Origin of the sequence: Flavobacterium gilvum (genome assembly GCF_001761465.1) — a bacterium.
Lineage (GTDB): Bacteria > Bacteroidota > Bacteroidia > Flavobacteriales > Flavobacteriaceae > Flavobacterium > Flavobacterium gilvum.
Window position 1 is genome coordinate 2,827,344 of sequence record NZ_CP017479.1, and the last position, 16,920, is coordinate 2,844,263.

The following is a 16,920-nucleotide window of genomic DNA, read 5'->3' on the forward strand; positions in this document are numbered from 1 at the left end:
TTTTAAAACTATCTTTGTTTTTTTGAAAAATCAAGCAATGAAAATAATTCTTACTGGAGCAACTGGGGTTTTGGGATCTCACATTATGTACGACATACTGGAGCTTTTTATAAAACAAAATAAAAACGGAAAGCTTTTTATTATTGCCAGAAATAAAGGAAAAGTTAGCGCCATAGAACGTGTTAACGAACTTTTAACCAGTGATTATACTCCCGAGATTTTGAAAAAATGTGGTTTAGAAAATCTTCATCGCTATATCGAAATCATCGATTCGGATTTGGCAAATCTTCAAGATACTTTTTCCGAAAAAATAAAAGGAGCTTACTTTATCCATTCTGCCGGATACGTGAATTTATCTACAGACGAGAAACTGAAGAAGAAAATTTTTGACGAAAATGCCAAAATAACCCAATCGCTTTTCAATACTTTTCATCCTTTTATCAAGAAATTCGTTTATATAGGGACGGCTTTTTCTTCAGGAATTCGCGCCGGACTGATTGAAAATGATTTTCATAATCTTGGTTTCAAGCCAAAACACCGCAATGCGTATGAAGACGCCAAATTTCATTCGGAGAATTTCATCGCAAAAGAATGTAAAAGATTGGGATTACCATTCCAAATTCTGAGACCAAGCGTTATTGGTGGCAAAATGTTGGGAACTGAAAGTCCTTATTTTATTCCAAAATACATGGTTTTTTATCTTTTGGCTAAGTTTTTTCATTTCACTTCCCAACGAAAAGGCGAACAGGAAAACGTTCGTTTTATCATTAACGAAGAAACGGGTTTGAACATCATTCCTGTAGATTATGTGTCTAAAGTGATTGTCAATACTTTCGAGCGTGACGATATCGAACAACTGAATATCGTAAATGACAAAAGTTTTAATATAGTAAAAGGTTTGCAACTGATTATGAAAGAAGTAGGTTATACTAATTTTACTTTAATCAAAAACCCATTGGATTTCAAATACAAAAACACCATCGAAAAGCTGTATTATGAAAGTATCGGCAAGCATTTAAAACCGTATTTCATTACCAATCCCAACGAATATGATACTACTTTGCTGAATTCAATTCTTGAAATTCCAAAATTGGACAGTGAAGCATTTACCAATATGATTCGCTATGCCATATCCAATGATTTTAAGGATATCAATGTATAAGAAGTTGCTAAGATTCTGAGTTTCTAAGATGCTAAGAGTCTAAGAAACTTAGTATCTTAGCATCTCAGTGACTTTAAAAAATGATACAGTTTAACAAAGAGAATTTTTATCTGATAAGGGAAAAGTTTCGGTTGAAAAAACCTTGGGATAGCTTTGTTGTCTTTTTTTTAAGTATTATCATTACAATCCCTCTATTTATAGTATTCCACCAAAATTTAGTTGACCCTCAGTGGCTTTTTGGTTTAGACAGAATACTGCTTTTTATTTTCGTTTTTGCAATAGTTTATGGCGTTATATATGCGTTGAGAACCATAAGTATCATTTGTTTGGGGTTGTATATATTGATGCTCATTTACGGAAGTTTATTTGGTACTTTTAACTTCAATTCTGTTTTCGATGATTACAATTCAATGATTTACTCAATGAATAATAATCCTTTTCCGGAGGATATAATTATAGCCAAATTATTGCCTTTTCCAAATAAAAATGAAATATTGCGAGCAATCGAGTACAAGAATCCGAAGGTGCGAAACTTTGCCATAATGGCTACGACAAGACATTTTAAACATATTCGGGGCTATTCGGAATATCGAAATTTAATTCAGTGTTTTGCTGTTTTCAAAGAAATTAACAGTCGTTGGAATTATGTAAACGACCCGAAAAACGGTGATTATATTGCCTCAGCTCGCGAATCATTGCTATATTTTTCGGGCGATTGCGACGATCATTCCATATTGATGGCAGCCTGCGTACGTTCTATCGGCGGAACACCAAGACTTATCCATACAAAAGGTCATATCTACCCCGAAATTTTAATTGGAAGCAAGAATGATCTCGAAAATGTAAATTACTTGATAAAAAATGTTTTGTTTCCTGAAGAAAGCCGAGACAAACAACTTAACTACCATATCGATGAGCATGGACAAATTTGGTTAAATCTCGATTACACGGCAAAATATCCAGGAGGACCCTTTCTCTCCGAAGAAATATTGGGAGCTTTGACTTTGGAGTAAATTAAAGATAATATTCTTCGTAAGTTCTCAATAAAATTTTCGAAATATAACTCTCGCAAAGATGCTGAGGCGCAAAGAAATAAGTTCCAAACTTTGCGTCTCTGCGAGAAAATCATAAAGTTTACTTAATGCTATTTAAGGTTAATTTGGGAGTGCCCACGTTGAGAAAAGGGGCTAAATCATAGGAACGCTCATACGCCCCTTTCCTCAACGCGGTCGGGCTATCCGCGCTACTTCGGTAGCTTGCTCCTATCCCTCACTCGAAATAAAGTTGTTTAGTGAAATCAAGATGTTTTTACGTTTTTTTGTCATCTCGACGAAGGAGAGATCTCATCAAGATATTCGTCAAAGAAATTTAAAAGAATATTGGAACAATGTGATGCGATCTCTCCTTCGTCGAGATGACAAACTGTTTGAAAAAGAGTAATTGTTGTTGTAAATCACAACCATTCAATCTTCTTCAAATTATTCTTTAGCAAATAATCATTCGCCTTACTAAAATGTTTATTCCCGAACCATTTCCCTTGATTAGCACTCATAGGCGATGGATGTCCCGATTCTAAAACTAAGTGTTTGCTTCTGTCTATTTTAGAACCCTTTTTTTGGGCAAAACCGCCCCATAACATAAAAACCACATTCTCTTTTTCTTCTGATATTTTTTGAATAACAGCATCTGTAAAAATATTCCAATTGAGGTGTTTATGACTGTTCGGATTGTCTTTTCGCACGGTCAGCGATGCATTGAGCAACAAAACGCCTTGTTTTGCCCAAAACTCCAAGTTTCCCGTAGCAGGCATAAAAATCGAATCCAAATCGGTTGTGATTTCCCTGAAAATATTGCGCAACGAAGGCGGAATTTTAACCGAATCATTTACCGAGAACGACAAGCCATTGGCTTCTCCGTCTCCGTGATACGGATCCTGACCAATAATAACGACTTTTATATTTTCAAAAAGACAATTATTAAAAGCCGAAAAAATCAATTCTTTTGGAGGAAAACAAACGGAATTTTGATATTCCTGATCAACAATATTCATCAATTCGGTAAAATAAGGTTTTGCTATTTCATCAGATAAAATAGTTTGCCAGGAAGGATTTAAATTGAGATTCATGTTCAAAAGTTATTTGACAAAGATACAGGATGATTTGAAAGTAGATTGATTAATTTTTAAGCAAGATGATTTTGATATTTATTATAGTTTAGCCGCAAAGAGCGCAAAGTAATATTAGTGTTTTTGAAAACGTAATGTTCGCAAAGCTTTGCGAACATTACGTAATATGGTCAAAGTAACAAAAATCTTTGCGCTCTTCGCGGTAAGATGTTATTAAAAGCCAAAGCAAAATAAGGCTATGTTTCTTTCTTAAATAAGCTTATTTTTGTACAGTAAAACCAATTTAATAAATGATCTCCATTACCGAAAAAACATTACAAGACTTACAATTTCCTACGGTTCTCGAAACGATTTCCGAAATGTGCAACACCGATATTGGAAAACAAAAAGCTTTGGAAATTACCCCTTTTAGAGAAAAAGAAACTTTGATGAGTGCCTTATTGCAGACATCGGAGTATGTTTCCTCTTTTCAAAATAACAATGCCATTCCCAATCACGGTTTTGACGCGATTACTTACGAAATCAAATTTCTTGCGATAGAGGACAGTTTTCTTGAAGTGGGAAGTTTTAGAAAAATCGCCACCATATCCGAAACGACTAATGTTCTTTTGGCTTTTTTAAATAAATTCAACGATTATTACCCAAGCCTTTGCGCAAAAAGTTCTGGGATACAACTTACCAAAGAGATTGTTACTGCTGTCGATGTGGTTGTCGATAAATACGGTGAGATAAAAGACAATGCTTCTCCCCGACTTTTGGAAATAAGAAGGGAAATGAATTTAGTTCGGGGAAAAGTGAATCAGAGTTTTGGTTCAGCACTTACTCAATACAACAGTTTGGGGTATTTGGACGATATCAAAGAAAGTTTTGTTCAAAACAGGCGTGTTTTGGCTGTTTTGGCGATGTACCGCCGAAAAGTAAAAGGTTCTATTTTGGGGAGTTCCAAAACAGGAAGTATTGCCTACATCGAACCCGAAAATACTCTTAAATATTCCCGTGAACTAAGCAACTTGGAATATGAGGAAAAAGAAGAAATCACAAAAATATTAAAACAATTAACAAATGCTATTCGCCCGTTTTTACCGTTGCTGATTCAGTATCAGGATTTCCTGAGCGATATTGACGTGATAGCAGCCAAGGCAAAATACGCCAATAGAATCAACGGAATTTTGCCAACAATTACAGAGAATCGGCGTCTGTATTTCAGGGAAGCCTATCACCCTATTTTGTATCTGACCAATAAACAAAAGAAGGAAATTACGCATCCGCAAACAATCGAATTGAGTCAGGAAAAACGAATAATTGTTATTTCGGGTCCCAATGCGGGTGGTAAAACCATATCGATGAAAACAGTTGGTTTGCTTCAATTGATGTTGCAATCGGGTATGTTGATACCTGTTCATGAGCGTAGTGAAACTTTTCTTTTTGACCGAATACTTACGGATATTGGTGATAATCAATCTATTGAAAATCACTTAAGTACATACAGTTACCGATTGAAGAACATGAACTATTTTTTGAAAAAATGCAACAAGAAAACCATGTTCTTAATTGATGAATTTGGTACCGGTTCTGATCCTGAATTAGGAGGTGCTCTCGCCGAAATTTTCCTTGAAGAATTTTATCATAGAGAGGCTTTCGGATTAATCACTACGCATTATTCGAACCTTAAAATTTTGGCTAATGAATTGCCTTATGCAACCAACGCCAATATGTTATTTGATGAAAAATCATTAGAACCGATGTATAAATTGGTTTTAGGACAAGCCGGTAGTTCTTTTACTTTTGAAGTGGCTCAGAAAAACGGAATTCCTTTTGGATTAATCAATCGGGCGAAAAAGAAAATTGAAATCGGAAAAGTCCGATTCGATAAAACGATCGCCAATTTGCAAAAAGAGCGTTCTAAGCTTGAAAAAACCTCCATAAATCTAAAGGAGGAAGAAACCAAAGCACGTGAAGAAAGCAAAAAGATGGAAGACATCAATGTGAAAATCAAGCAAAAACTTGAAAGCTACCAAGAATTATATGATAGCAACCAAAAGACAATTTATATTGGCCAAAAAATAGAAGATATTGCCGAAAAATATTTCAATAACAAAAATAAAAAAGACCTTATTGGCGAATTTTTGAAAATTGTTGAAATAGAGAATTCCAAACGCAAAAAAGCCACACCGAAAGAGGCTAAAGCGATTATCGAAAAGAAAAAGGAGGTCATAAAAGAAGTTACTGTTGTTGTCGAAGAAATTCGAAAGGAAAAGAAAGAAAAGAAATTAAAACCCGTTATTGAAAAACCAAAACCTATTTTGAAAGTAGGAGATCGCGTGCGAATGCTAGACGGAAAATCGGTTGGAAGTATTGATTCTATTGAGAAAAACAAAGCGATTGTCAATTATGGCATCTTTACTTCGAAAGTAAGTTTGGACGAATTGGAATTGGTGGAAGCGGCTAAGAAATAATCAATTCTGATAACTAAATATGCTCAATCTTCCTAAAAATAAAAAAATAATTCTCTTCGATGGCGTTTGTAATCTCTGTAATTCTGCGGTGCAATTTGTGATTCGGCACGACTCGAAAGATATTTTTCGTTTTGTGTCATTACAATCAGAATTAGGGCAGAAAATCCTGAATGACATAGGAATCAATTCTAAGGATATTGACAGCATTGTTTTGTACGAACCAGGAATTGCATATTATTACAAATCAGCGGCAGTGATTGAAATTGCCAAAAATTTGGGTGGTCTTTGGTGTTTTGGAGCAGTTTTTAGAATTATTCCAATCGGAATCAGAAACAGAGTATATGATTATATCGCCCGGAATCGCTACAAGTGGTACGGTAAAAAAGAGAGTTGTATGATACCTTCTCCAAAGTTAGAAATAAAATTTTTGAAATAATTTTCATAACATGATAAATGTCATGTGCTGCAAGGTATTGATGGTGTAATTTTGACACATCTTAATATTTATGTTTTTATAAGGAGTTCATCGTTCAAATCATAGTGAAGTTAATACGTTTATATGGTAGTTGTTTCGTATTAGTAATTATTGGTTTAAAAAAAGACACTATGAGGATGAAAACCTGTAAAATGAAATGATTAGTTTTTTTTGTCTAAAAAAAGAGGATGTTTTTTCTGTGAACATCCTCTTTTGTTTTTTAGAAATATCGTTTCCAGTTAAAAAGAGTAAAATATAAAAAAAGCCTCAAAGTGCACTGCCCCCAAAAAGTTAGACACTATTTGGGGGTATTTTTATGGAAAGAAAATCAAAATATGATTATGCATTTAAGAAAGAATGTGTTGAGTTAGTTTTAAATAATGGCTATTCAAGTAGACATGTTTCTAAATTGAAAGGTCCAGATGAATCTAATATTCGTAAATGGGTTAGTTTTTATAAGATCTATGGTGAATCTGGGTTGATTAGTTATAAGAACAAAAAATACGCTTTAGATATTAAGTTAAAAGTATTGCAATCTATTTATAAAGAATCACTTTCATTGAAAGAAACTGCTTTAAGATTTAATATTTCCGATTCATCTATAATAATCAAATGGCAAAAAGATTTTAGTAATTTTGGATTGAAAGGATTATATACTAAACCCAGAGGCAGACCAAAATCTATGAGCAATAATAAACCTAAAAAGCATACATCAGATAAACCATTAACTAGAGAAGAAGAACTACTTTTAGAAAACGAAGCATTACGTTGTGAACTTGATTATTTAAAAAAGTTACAAGCCTTAATTCAAGCAGAAGAGAAAGCCAAAAAGCGCAAGTCATAATGGAATTAAGGCATAAATATGATTTAAAACCACTTTTAAATCATGCTAATATGGCACGAAGTACTTTTTATTATCATCAAAAACAACCTGAAATACCAGATAAATACAAAGTAATTAAAGAGTTAATAAAATCTATTTATCACAGACATAAAGGGCGTTATGGGTATAGACGAATAACAGATGAACTTCAAAACAAAGGAATCGTTATTAATCACAAAACCGTTTTACGATTAATGAATTTGTTAGGGTTAAAAAGTATTATCAGGGTAAAGAAATACAAATCCTATAAAGGAGAAAATGGTAAAATTGCACCGAATCTGTTAAATCGTAATTTTAAAGCTACAGCTCCCAATCAAAAATGGGCAACCGATATAACAGAGTTCAATGTCTTTGGAAAAAAATTGTATTTATCACCGATTATAGATTTATTTAATCAAGAAATAATTAGTTATGAACTAACAGAACGACCAGTGTTTAATCAAGTGGTAACTATGCTTAAAAAAGCATTTAAGAAAATACCAAATAACGCTAATTTAACTCTTCATTCTGATCAAGGTTGGCAATATCAAATGAAACAATATCAACACTTATTAAAAGAAAAAGGAATTATACAGAGCATGTCAAGAAAAGGAAATTGTTTAGATAATGCCATTATTGAAAACTTCTTTGGAACATTAAAATCTGAACTTTTTTATATAACAAAGTTTAGAACAATAGAAGAATTAAAAACTGAAATTAAACAGTATATTAACTATTACAATAACGATAGAATCAAATCAAATTTAAACAAAATGAGCCCGATAAAATATCGAGCTCACTATTATAAAAATTAATTATAAATTTGTCCAAACTTTTGGGTGCAGTCTAAATTCAATAAAAAATTTGAGGCTTTCTAATTTATTTTAAATTAATTATTATCTAATTAATTTTCTGTATTTCAAACGTTTTGGAGTTAAATCACCGCCCAAACGTTTCTTTTTGTTTTCTTCGTATTCGGTGAAACTTCCTTCGAAGAAATATACTTCAGAATCACCTTCAAAAGCTAGAATGTGCGTACAAATTCTGTCTAGGAACCATCTGTCGTGCGAAATCACAACAGCACAACCTGCAAAATTCTCTAAACCTTCTTCGAGTGCACGAAGTGTATTTACGTCCAAATCATTCGTAGGCTCATCCAGTAAAAGTACGTTTCCTTCTTCTTTTAAAGTCATAGCCAAATGCAGACGGTTTCTTTCTCCACCAGAAAGCATAGAAACTTTTTTGTTTTGTTCTCCACCTCCAAAGTTAAAACGAGATAAATAAGCTCTTGAATTTACTTGTTTTCCGCCCATCATAATCAATTCCTGACCATCGGCAAAGTTTTCCCAAATGGATTTATTTGGATCAATATTAGAATGCGCTTGATCTACGTAAGCAATTTTCACTGTATCACCAACCGAAAACGCTCCGCTATCTGTTTGTTGTTCACCCATAATCATTTTGAAAATAGTTGATTTACCGGCACCATTTGGTCCAATAATTCCAACAATTCCTGCTTGCGGCAAAGTAAAATTCAAATTATCATATAATAATTTATCTCCAAAAGCTTTGGCTACATTCTTGGCTTCGATAACATTGGTACCCAAACGTGGACCATTTGGAATATAGATTTCCAATTTTTCATCCAATTGTTTTTGGTCTTCATTCAAAAGTTTATCGTAGTTCTGCAAACGAGCTTTTTGTTTCGTCTGACGACCTTTGGCTCCCTGACGAACCCATTCCAACTCGCGTTCAAGAGTTTTTCTGCGTTTTGAAGCTACTTTTTCTTCTTGCTCCAAACGTTTTGATTTTTGGTCTAGCCAAGAAGAATAATTTCCTTTCCAAGGAATACCTTCTCCTCTATCCAATTCCAAAATCCAACCGGCAACATTATCAAGGAAATAACGGTCGTGAGTAACTGCGATTACAGTTCCTGCATATTGTGCCAAGTGTTGTTCTAACCAAAGTACAGACTCTGCATCTAGGTGGTTGGTAGGCTCATCAAGAAGCAAAACATCCGGTTGTTGCAATAATAAACGACACAAGGCCACACGACGACGCTCACCTCCCGAAAGGTTTTTGATTGGTGTATCACCATCCGGAGTACGTAAAGCGTCCATGGCAATTTCCAATTTTGTATCTATTTCCCATGCACCAAGAGCATCAATTTTGTCCTGCAAAGCTGCCTGACGCTCCATCAATTTGTCCATTTTATCCGGATCAGAATAGTTTTCTTCAAGACCAAATAAATCATTGATTTTGTTGTATTCATCCAAAACAGCCATTGTTTCGGCAGCTCCTTCACGAACGATTTCGATAACCGTTTTAGAATCATCCAAAATTGGTTCTTGCTCTAAATAACCTACTTTATAACCAGGTTGAAAAACAACATCTCCCTGATAGTTTTTATCAACACCTGCAATAATCTTCAAAAGGGAAGATTTACCGGAACCATTTAAACCTAAAATCCCAATTTTTGCTCCGTAAAAGAAACTCAAATAGATATTTTTAAGAACAGGTTTATCTGCTCCCTGATAGGTTTTACTCAATTTTTGCATTGAGAAAATTACTTTCTTATCGTCTGACATAATATTTTTTTATTTTTGTTAATTAATTAATTTTCAATGATTTAAAAATTATTCACTACTCAAATATTCAACTTTTAAAGTTAAAACTTCCCACTTTTTGTTCCCACTTTTATAAATAAAACAATAAAATAGTTGTATGTTTATACCCAATAAAAATTTAAATATATGGCAACAAAGATAGTTTTAAATAAAAAGAATCCAAATGACGAATTTGGAATAATTGGCATACAATCTTTTGATGGTGGGAAGAAAAAAAAGAGTTTAGGAATTAAAGTAAAAGCTAAATATTATGAAGATCATTTTAATAAAAAATTTCAACTTTTTGAACCAAATAAAGAATTTGAGGTTGATACTATAAATTCTCAAATCAAAGAAGGAGTTTATAAGTTTGAAAACAATATTCCTATTGAGAAACCTAAACAAAAAGACAAACCTGTTATTTCTATTCCCGAAATATTAAAAACTGAAAAAATAATTAACGATAGACTTTCATTCATTGAATATTTTGAAGAAAGAATGGCTCTAAAAAAGACAGAAGGACACAGATATTCAGTATTAAATGTATTGAGAAAATTAAAAAAATATCTCACCAAACTAGGAAAGGATGATTTATATTTTGATGAATTAACACCTGAGTTTTTTGTAAAGTTTAAAAATTACTGTTTGTCTGTTTCTGACCCCAGAAAACTTACAGAAAATGGAGTGAGAAATTATTTTAAAGTTATCAAATCAGTTTATCACGATGCCTATAATACTGGACATTATGCTTTTACTAGAAATCCTTTTGCATTAATCAAAAATGAATCCGGTAATAAAACTGAAAAAAATCCATTAACAATAAATCAAGTTCAAGCATTAATGGAATTAGAATTAGATAACAAATTGAAAATAGCAAGAAATATATTCTATTTTCAAATTTTGAGTAATGGAATGCGATGCTCTGATGTTGTTTTTATTAGATATGGTGATTTTAAAAACGGGAGATTATCTTATAAAATGATGAAGACTAATACTCAATTAAAGATTGCTATAGGCTTAAAAATAATGTTGATACTAGCTGAAACATTAGGTGAGATTGGTAAATACAAGGAAATGATTGAGACTATAAAAGTTTCAGATAAAAGTATTTTAGGACAAGGTCAATTTACAGTAAAACAATTAGAAGAAAAAATAATTGAAAGTTGTCCTCAAATCGGTTTTCCTTCAAACAGTTCCATATATGAAGGTTACAAAGGCTATACTATTAAAACTGCAGATTCTAACATAAAACAAATCATTGACTTAAGGATTGAAACGATTGAAGATATTAATAATATTTTTATAGAACATATGCAGGAAGTCATAAATAATAAAGATGACAATGAATTTGTGTTTTTAAATCTGTTGAATAATAAATCTGTTCCTCTTTTTGAAGATTATAAAAAAGGTGATGTTTTGACATATACCCAATTTCAAAAATATAGGGCGATTAGAAATGCTTATAATCTAAGTCTTTATAAAATAACAGAAATTTATAATAATCATATTCCAATCAAAATAAAAGACAGATGGAAATATGTTATTAAATTAAGTTCTCACGTTGCTAGAAACACTTTTGTTTCTATTCTTCTGAAAGAAAATGTTGATGTCTATAAAATAAGCAACGCGCTTGCCCATACCGAGCTAAAAACCACTCAAAATTACATTAAAAGTGGTGTTGATACGGATGCTAGCGATGAAGCTGGTTTGGTAATTCAAAAAGTTATTTAACAAATCAATATTTATAACTGATTATTTGACATAACCTGTAGAAACAAAATTGGCGGTTTCAATAATAGAACTTTCTAATCAACTATAAAAAATCCATTCTCTCTAAAAGAATGGATTTTCTGTTTTATATATAATTTATTGTTGAACTAAACCAAATCAACCAACTCAAAAAATATAAATACAGAAAAATGAAATACAAACATCTTCATACCAACTTTTTAAAATTTCTCAAGGAGAAATATAATGCTAAAATTCAAGAACTCCCTGAAGAAGAAACGAATGTATCCGACAAAGAAGTCATTGCAGAATTTGATAAAATTATGGGCTATGGCGAAGAAGAAAATGATGAAGTTCAAGACGATGAAGAACCAACGGAGAATGATGAAACTATTGATGATTTAATCAAAGAATATCGTTCACTTCAAAAAAAATATAAAATAAAAACAAATGGTAATATTCGTAATAAAAGGAAATAGAAAACTCTATGACATTCAAACAATTAAAAATGTTTTGAAGGTTCCTAAATCAAAGGTTCAAAGATTATTGAATAAGCAAGATGCTGAAATAGTAAAATATAAAAACTTACATCTTTATCCTGAAAGAACTTTATTCAACTTGATGGAATTAATTCTAATAGAAAAATTAGACAGAATAGATGATTGACTTTGAAAAGATTAAAAAGTGGAATGATGCTATTTCCAAAAATCAAGAAAGATTGAACAAGGAAACTGATATTAAAAAGAAAGAAAAGTTGAGGTTGAAAATTCAGATTGATACATTGAAAATAAAAGTTGAAAAATTAAATTAAAAAAAACGAAAAGGAACAACTCATTTCTTTATATATAATTTAAGAAGATAAAAAACTTATATACAAGTTTAGAACGAGCGAGTTAAACTCTCGCTCTTCCAATAGAAAGCAATTAAGAAAAATTAAATAAAAATAACCGGCATTAAATAAAAATAGAATTCTTGTAGTGAGGACGCCTTACATCTGCACCGGGCACTACATTATATCGCTTTAACGGGAGGCACGCTGAATATAAAAGCAACTATGACATTTAATCACCAGAGTAGTAAGTCAGCAGGTTAATATCTTAATCTTTAAGTAGTGGTGGCGTTAATAAATAGATATGGTTTATTAATAAACGATGATGGGCTATACTGTAAATTCCAGTGATATTGACCACCCAATTCCAATTTAAAGTGACCACCTGATTCCAATTCAAAATGACCACCTAATTCCGGAGCAAAGTGACCACCCCGTTTTCATAAAAAACTACTTTTTTTCATGCGCTAATTAGTACTCAAATATACTTAAAATATTATTCCTTGTTTATTCCTCTTTTCTTTCTCATAGATTCCCCATGCAATTCGAGTCTGTGGGCTTGATGTATAAGTCTATCCAAAATTGCGTCAGCTATAGTTTTTTCGCCAATTATATCATACCAACCTTGTACAGGAATTTGCGATGTAACAATTATAGAACCGTTATTATGCCTGTCTTCAATAATCTCCAAAAGTGTAATTCGGTTTTGACTATCTAATGCCTGGAGTCCAAAATCGTCAAGTATGATAACGTCTTGCCTTTCAATTTTGGCAAGTTCTCTTAGGTAAGAACCATCTGCTTTGGCCATTTTTAATTTAGCAAACAGCTTCGAAGTATTAAAATAGCTTACTTTATAGCCATGAATACAGGCTTGGTAACCCAATGCGGTACCTAAATAACTTTTGCCTACACCTGTACTTCCTGTGATTAAGATGTTTTCATTTTTTTCAACAAATTCGCATTCTGCCAGACGAAGAACTGTATTCCGGTCAAGATTGCGGGATACATCAAAATTGACATTTTCAATATTTGATTTGTAATGGAATTTAGCATTCTTTATACTGCGTTCTATACGACGATTGTGCCTTTCGTCCCATTCAGCATCAATAATCATCGATACAAATTGATCGAGTGTGTAGTGGTCTGTTCTTCCGCTTTCAATCGCTGTTTTAAAAGCATTAAACATTCCGTAAAGTTTCATTTGTCTCATTTTTGTTACTGTGGATTCATTCATGTTTTTAAGATTTAATTTAATTATAATACTGTTTGCCTCTTATGTTTCCGTGGTTCGGAAGTTCATGCTCAGGTTCCTGTTCTAAATCAATACGATCTAAGTTGTTTTCTAAAATATTTTGGATGGTCTTAAAATTGTAAATTCTAAAGTCAAGCGCTCGTTTACAGGCATTTATTAATCGCTGCTTACCAACCTTTTTTTCAAAGTTTAGTATTCCTAAACAACTTTTATAAGCCTGTTCAGGATGGTTTCTGCTTTCGATTATCTGCATAATATATTCTCCTACTGACTCATCAATACTACCTGCCCAATCAATGAATCGAGCAGCACTCCACTGAGCTACAAACTGATGTGAACTGGCTAAATGTTCTGGAGTTGTGGTATAGACATAAGGTTTGTAATTTCGCTGATGAACCGCTATTCGATTGTATTTATAATAGATCTCTACGGTTGATCTTGTGTACAAGAGTTTCGTTTTTTTCTTTACATATTGATACGGAACGCTGTAATAATTTTTGTCTTGACTTAATTGGACATGACCATTTTGCATTACCGTTGCAAAGGATTGATATTTGATTTCAAAGCGTTCTTGTGGTAGTGGACGCAGTTTTTGTTTCTCATCTTCTACAAACAATTCTTTTCGTGAGTAAGGACGACCTGTTAGTTTTCGATTATTATGAATGTCTAATAAATCCCATATCTGTTGGTTTAATTCTTCTAGAGAAAAGAATTTGGTTTCTTTTAGTGTTACATAAATTCTTCTGTATAATATCTTTACAGCCCCTTCAACTAATGACTTATCTCTAGGTTTATAAGCTCTAGTTGGCAAGATTGTAGTTTCGTAATGTTCCGCTAAGTCGGCTAAAGTTTCATTAATTGTTGGCTCAAAACGACTGCTTTTTATTACTGCAGATTTTAAATTATCTGGAACAATTGCTGCAGGAGTGCCTTCAAAAAAGCGCATGGCATTTTCTACAGAAGTAACAAAATCTTCCTTTTGCTGGCTCATAGAAGCTTCAGCATAGGTGTATTGACTAGCCCCTAATATAGCCACAAAGAATTGTACTTCTTTGATTTCTCCAGTGTCGCTATCAATAATGGATAGTGTTTTTCCAGCATAATCAACATACATTTTATCACCGGATTTATGATTCATATGCATCACTGGATTGACTTGTTTACTCCATACTTTGTAATAATGAGCAAATTGAGAACTCCTGTAACCATCAGGGTTTATGGCAGCATATTGTTCCCACATATGTTGTATGGTAACGCCAACTTTTTTTAGCTCACGCTCCATTTTAGGAAAATAATTATGGAGTGTTTGTAATTTGGGACTAATTGATTCCACAGTAGTCTGTGAAAACAAAAGTTCTAGTTCAGCATCTGTTTTTTTATCAATAAATTCAAAGTTTAATCCGAGAACTTCAAATAAAGAAATATACTTCTTTACCGTATTCCTAGAAAGGGATAAGTAGCTACTTATAAATAACTTACTTTTTCCATCACAATAGAATTTAATTACTTTTCTAATTTTACTCATGTCTGTTATTTTGTTTGCCATAATCCGCTTTTTTTTTGCGAATGTATGGTTCTAACGACATGAAAAAGTCTGTAGTTTTTAATAATTAATTTACCCCAAAATTAGGTGGTCAATTTGAACTGGAATGGGGTGGTCAGTTTGCTCTGGAACTGGTGGTCAATTTATACTGGAAAGAGGTGGTCAATTTGACCGTTTTTTCCAGTAATGCATAAGAGTGTTATGTTTTTAATTTATATGACGTGGTTATGTTGTTTTATAGAAAAAGAAAAATTTATGTTTTTAATATTTGCGTAGAAGTGGATGATAGAGAAAAATCTAATAGAAAAATTAAATTTTAACTAAAAAATTAAGAAGAAATCATTTCTGACAATTCCCACTGCAGTACTAATTGCATTGAAAAAATTATTTTTTTATCGTCTGACATGTAATTTGTTTAATGACAAGTTTATGGATTATTGAAATGTTGAAAAAAGTTTTGTAAGAAAAAAATCAACTTTTGGTTATCCTTATAAACTACTCACTCACAGTTTCTATATCTGAATCAGAATCTAACTTATCTTTTGGTAAGATTCTGTTTAGCACAACTCCGATAATCGCCGCAATGGTAAGTCCCGAAAGTGAAAAGCTACCTGAAACAACTATATTGTCAATTGCAATTCCCAATACAAAAATCAATGATGCAATAATTAGATTTCTGGAGTGTGAAAAATCAATATCTGCATTTACGACAGTTCTCACGCCTACTGAAGCAATCATTCCAAACAAAATAATTGAGATTCCTCCCATGACTGGGGTTGGGATACTCTGCAAGACCATTCCGAATTTGCCAATTATACCAAGTAATATGGCATAGACTGCCGCAATTCTCAGAATGGCTGGATCGTAAACTTTTGTGACGGCCAAAACTCCTGTGTTTTCACCATACGTGGTGTTTGCCGGACCACCCAAAAATCCGGCAACGATAGTTGCCACTCCATCACCTAATAATGTTCTTGGAATTCCGGGGTTTTCAAAGAAATCTTTTCCTACAACGGCTCCATTTGTTGAAATATCACCAATATGTTCGATAAAAACAACCAAGGCTATGGGGGCAATAGCAATAATGGAAGCCGTTGAAAAAACAGGAAGTGTCAATAAATCTTTCATGGCAGCATCTGAAAAGCCAATCCAACTTGCCTTACCGAAACCTGAAAAATCAACCATTCCTAACATTATAGCGGTAATGTATCCCAAAACGACAGAAATTAATATGGGAACCAACCGGAAAAAAGATTTTTCTAATATCGAAATGCTTATCATTGAAACAATTACAACTGAGGCAATAATAAGACTGTTCATGTCAAAAGTCCCATTTTTATAACCCGCCATAGATAAAGCAACTGGGCTAAGCCGCAAACCAATTACCATAATTATGGGACCTACAACCACTGGAGGGAAATAAGATTTTATTTTCTCCACGCCAAAAGCTTTGACCATTCCTGCCATGAAGATGTACACAAATCCTGCCGCAATTACGCCGCCTTTTACGTGAGCAATTCCATCTTCTTTCAGTACTAATGTTAAAGCACCAATAAATGCAAATGATGATCCAAGGAATACAGGAACAATTCGCTTCGTGCATAGGTGGAATAAAAGTGTTCCAATACCTGCGGTAAGTAAAGCTATCGACGGATTAAGGCCTGTCAAAAAAGGAACTAATACAGTTGCTCCAAACATCGCCAAAACGTGTTGCAGTCCTAAAATTAATTTTGTTTGGGTATTGATTGTTTTCATTTGTTATGTTTTAAAATGATTTCGATTTACAAAAAAAGGAGTATAATATCCGATTGTAAAAAGCAAAAGAAAAGCCAATACAATTTTGTAATGGCTTCTGTTGAATTTTTCGATAATTATGTTTGAA

Annotated in this window: 12 protein-coding genes; 7 read left to right on the plus strand and 5 right to left on the minus strand. The window is 32.8% G+C overall.

Annotated features, from left to right (window positions below):
• Positions 1–37: 37 nt before the first annotated feature.
• Positions 38–1,162, plus strand: coding sequence for an SDR family oxidoreductase (locus EM308_RS11835; RefSeq protein ID WP_035635234.1), 1,125 nt, complete (start codon positions 38–40; stop codon positions 1,160–1,162).
• An 80-nt stretch (positions 1,163–1,242) separates the two neighbouring features.
• A complete protein-coding gene (locus tag EM308_RS11840; protein WP_035635216.1) occupies positions 1,243–2,175 on the plus strand; it encodes a hypothetical protein in 933 nt (310 codons plus the stop codon).
• A 440-nt stretch (positions 2,176–2,615) separates the two neighbouring features.
• Here EM308_RS11840 and ung read toward each other — a convergent pair whose 3' ends face one another.
• The gene (gene ung / locus EM308_RS11845) at positions 2,616–3,287 is read right to left on the minus strand and encodes a uracil-DNA glycosylase (RefSeq protein WP_035635219.1); all 672 of its coding nucleotides are present in this window, start codon (positions 3,285–3,287) and stop codon (positions 2,616–2,618) included.
• A 290-nt stretch (positions 3,288–3,577) separates the two neighbouring features.
• On the opposite strand from ung, the gene EM308_RS11850 reads away from it, so the two are divergent.
• The 3 genes from EM308_RS11850 to EM308_RS18410 all read left to right on the plus strand — a co-directional run bounded on the left by EM308_RS11850 (position 3,578) and on the right by EM308_RS18410 (position 7,895).
• Entirely contained in the window at positions 3,578–5,743 is a 2,166-nt protein-coding gene (locus EM308_RS11850) for an endonuclease MutS2 (protein ID WP_035635222.1), read from the plus strand.
• Positions 5,744–5,762: 19 nt separating this feature from the next.
• The gene (locus EM308_RS11855) at positions 5,763–6,179 is read left to right on the plus strand and encodes a thiol-disulfide oxidoreductase DCC family protein (RefSeq protein WP_035635225.1); all 417 of its coding nucleotides are present in this window, start codon (positions 5,763–5,765) and stop codon (positions 6,177–6,179) included.
• A 355-nt stretch (positions 6,180–6,534) separates the two neighbouring features.
• Positions 6,535–7,895, plus strand: a protein-coding gene (locus EM308_RS18410) for an IS3 family transposase (RefSeq protein ID WP_394332816.1) whose coding sequence is annotated in 2 segments (ribosomal slippage) — positions 6,535–7,012 and positions 7,012–7,895 — 1,362 coding nt in all. Because the reading frame shifts where the segments join, the coding sequence is not laid out codon by codon here.
• A gap of 81 nt (positions 7,896–7,976) precedes the next feature.
• Here EM308_RS18410 and ettA read toward each other — a convergent pair.
• Positions 7,977–9,668, minus strand: coding sequence for an energy-dependent translational throttle protein EttA (gene ettA, locus EM308_RS11870; protein ID WP_035641361.1), 1,692 nt, complete (start codon positions 9,666–9,668; stop codon positions 7,977–7,979).
• A 165-nt stretch (positions 9,669–9,833) separates the two neighbouring features.
• Here ettA and EM308_RS11875 point away from each other — a divergent pair, with 165 nt between their 5' ends.
• Both EM308_RS11875 and EM308_RS11880 read left to right on the plus strand, forming a co-directional pair.
• Positions 9,834–11,417 carry a tyrosine-type recombinase/integrase gene (locus tag EM308_RS11875; protein ID WP_035638846.1) on the plus strand — a complete coding sequence of 528 codons (1,584 nt, stop codon included), beginning with the start codon at positions 9,834–9,836 and terminating at the stop codon, positions 11,415–11,417.
• 188 nt (positions 11,418–11,605) lie between these two features.
• The gene (locus EM308_RS11880) at positions 11,606–11,893 is read left to right on the plus strand and encodes a hypothetical protein (RefSeq protein WP_035638843.1); all 288 of its coding nucleotides are present in this window, start codon (positions 11,606–11,608) and stop codon (positions 11,891–11,893) included.
• Between the two features lie 846 nt (positions 11,894–12,739).
• Here EM308_RS11880 and istB read toward each other — a convergent pair.
• The 3 genes from istB to EM308_RS11900 form a co-directional block, all read right to left on the minus strand.
• Positions 12,740–13,477, minus strand: a complete 738-nt coding sequence (gene istB / locus EM308_RS11890) for an IS21-like element helper ATPase IstB (protein WP_035634847.1) — start codon at positions 13,475–13,477, stop codon at positions 12,740–12,742.
• 16 nt (positions 13,478–13,493) lie between these two features.
• Positions 13,494–15,041, minus strand: coding sequence for an IS21 family transposase (istA, locus tag EM308_RS11895; RefSeq protein WP_035634844.1), 1,548 nt, complete (start codon positions 15,039–15,041; stop codon positions 13,494–13,496).
• Positions 15,042–15,533: 492 nt separating this feature from the next.
• Positions 15,534–16,793 (minus strand): uracil-xanthine permease family protein, encoded by a 1,260-nt coding sequence (locus EM308_RS11900; RefSeq protein WP_035637003.1) that lies wholly within the window; start codon positions 16,791–16,793, stop codon positions 15,534–15,536.
• Positions 16,794–16,920: the final 127 nt, after the last annotated feature.

What these genes read in the sequence shown, in the direction of transcription:
- EM308_RS11835 (WP_035635234.1), top strand. Translation starts at nt 38, where the DNA reads ATGAAAATAATTCTTACTGGAGCAACTGGGGTTTTGGGATCTCACATT.
- EM308_RS11840 (WP_035635216.1), top strand. Translation starts at nt 1,243, where the DNA reads ATGATACAGTTTAACAAAGAGAATTTTTATCTGATAAGGGAAAAGTTT.
- ung (WP_035635219.1), bottom strand. Translation starts at nt 3,287, where the DNA reads ATGAATCTCAATTTAAATCCTTCCTGGCAAACTATTTTATCTGATGAA.
- EM308_RS11850 (WP_035635222.1), top strand. Translation starts at nt 3,578, where the DNA reads ATGATCTCCATTACCGAAAAAACATTACAAGACTTACAATTTCCTACG.
- EM308_RS11855 (WP_035635225.1), top strand. Translation starts at nt 5,763, where the DNA reads ATGCTCAATCTTCCTAAAAATAAAAAAATAATTCTCTTCGATGGCGTT.
- ettA (WP_035641361.1), bottom strand. Translation starts at nt 9,668, where the DNA reads ATGTCAGACGATAAGAAAGTAATTTTCTCAATGCAAAAATTGAGTAAA.
- EM308_RS11875 (WP_035638846.1), top strand. Translation starts at nt 9,834, where the DNA reads ATGGCAACAAAGATAGTTTTAAATAAAAAGAATCCAAATGACGAATTT.
- EM308_RS11880 (WP_035638843.1), top strand. Translation starts at nt 11,606, where the DNA reads ATGAAATACAAACATCTTCATACCAACTTTTTAAAATTTCTCAAGGAG.
- istB (WP_035634847.1), bottom strand. Translation starts at nt 13,477, where the DNA reads ATGAATGAATCCACAGTAACAAAAATGAGACAAATGAAACTTTACGGA.
- istA (WP_035634844.1), bottom strand. Translation starts at nt 15,041, where the DNA reads ATGGCAAACAAAATAACAGACATGAGTAAAATTAGAAAAGTAATTAAA.
- EM308_RS11900 (WP_035637003.1), bottom strand. Translation starts at nt 16,793, where the DNA reads ATGAAAACAATCAATACCCAAACAAAATTAATTTTAGGACTGCAACAC.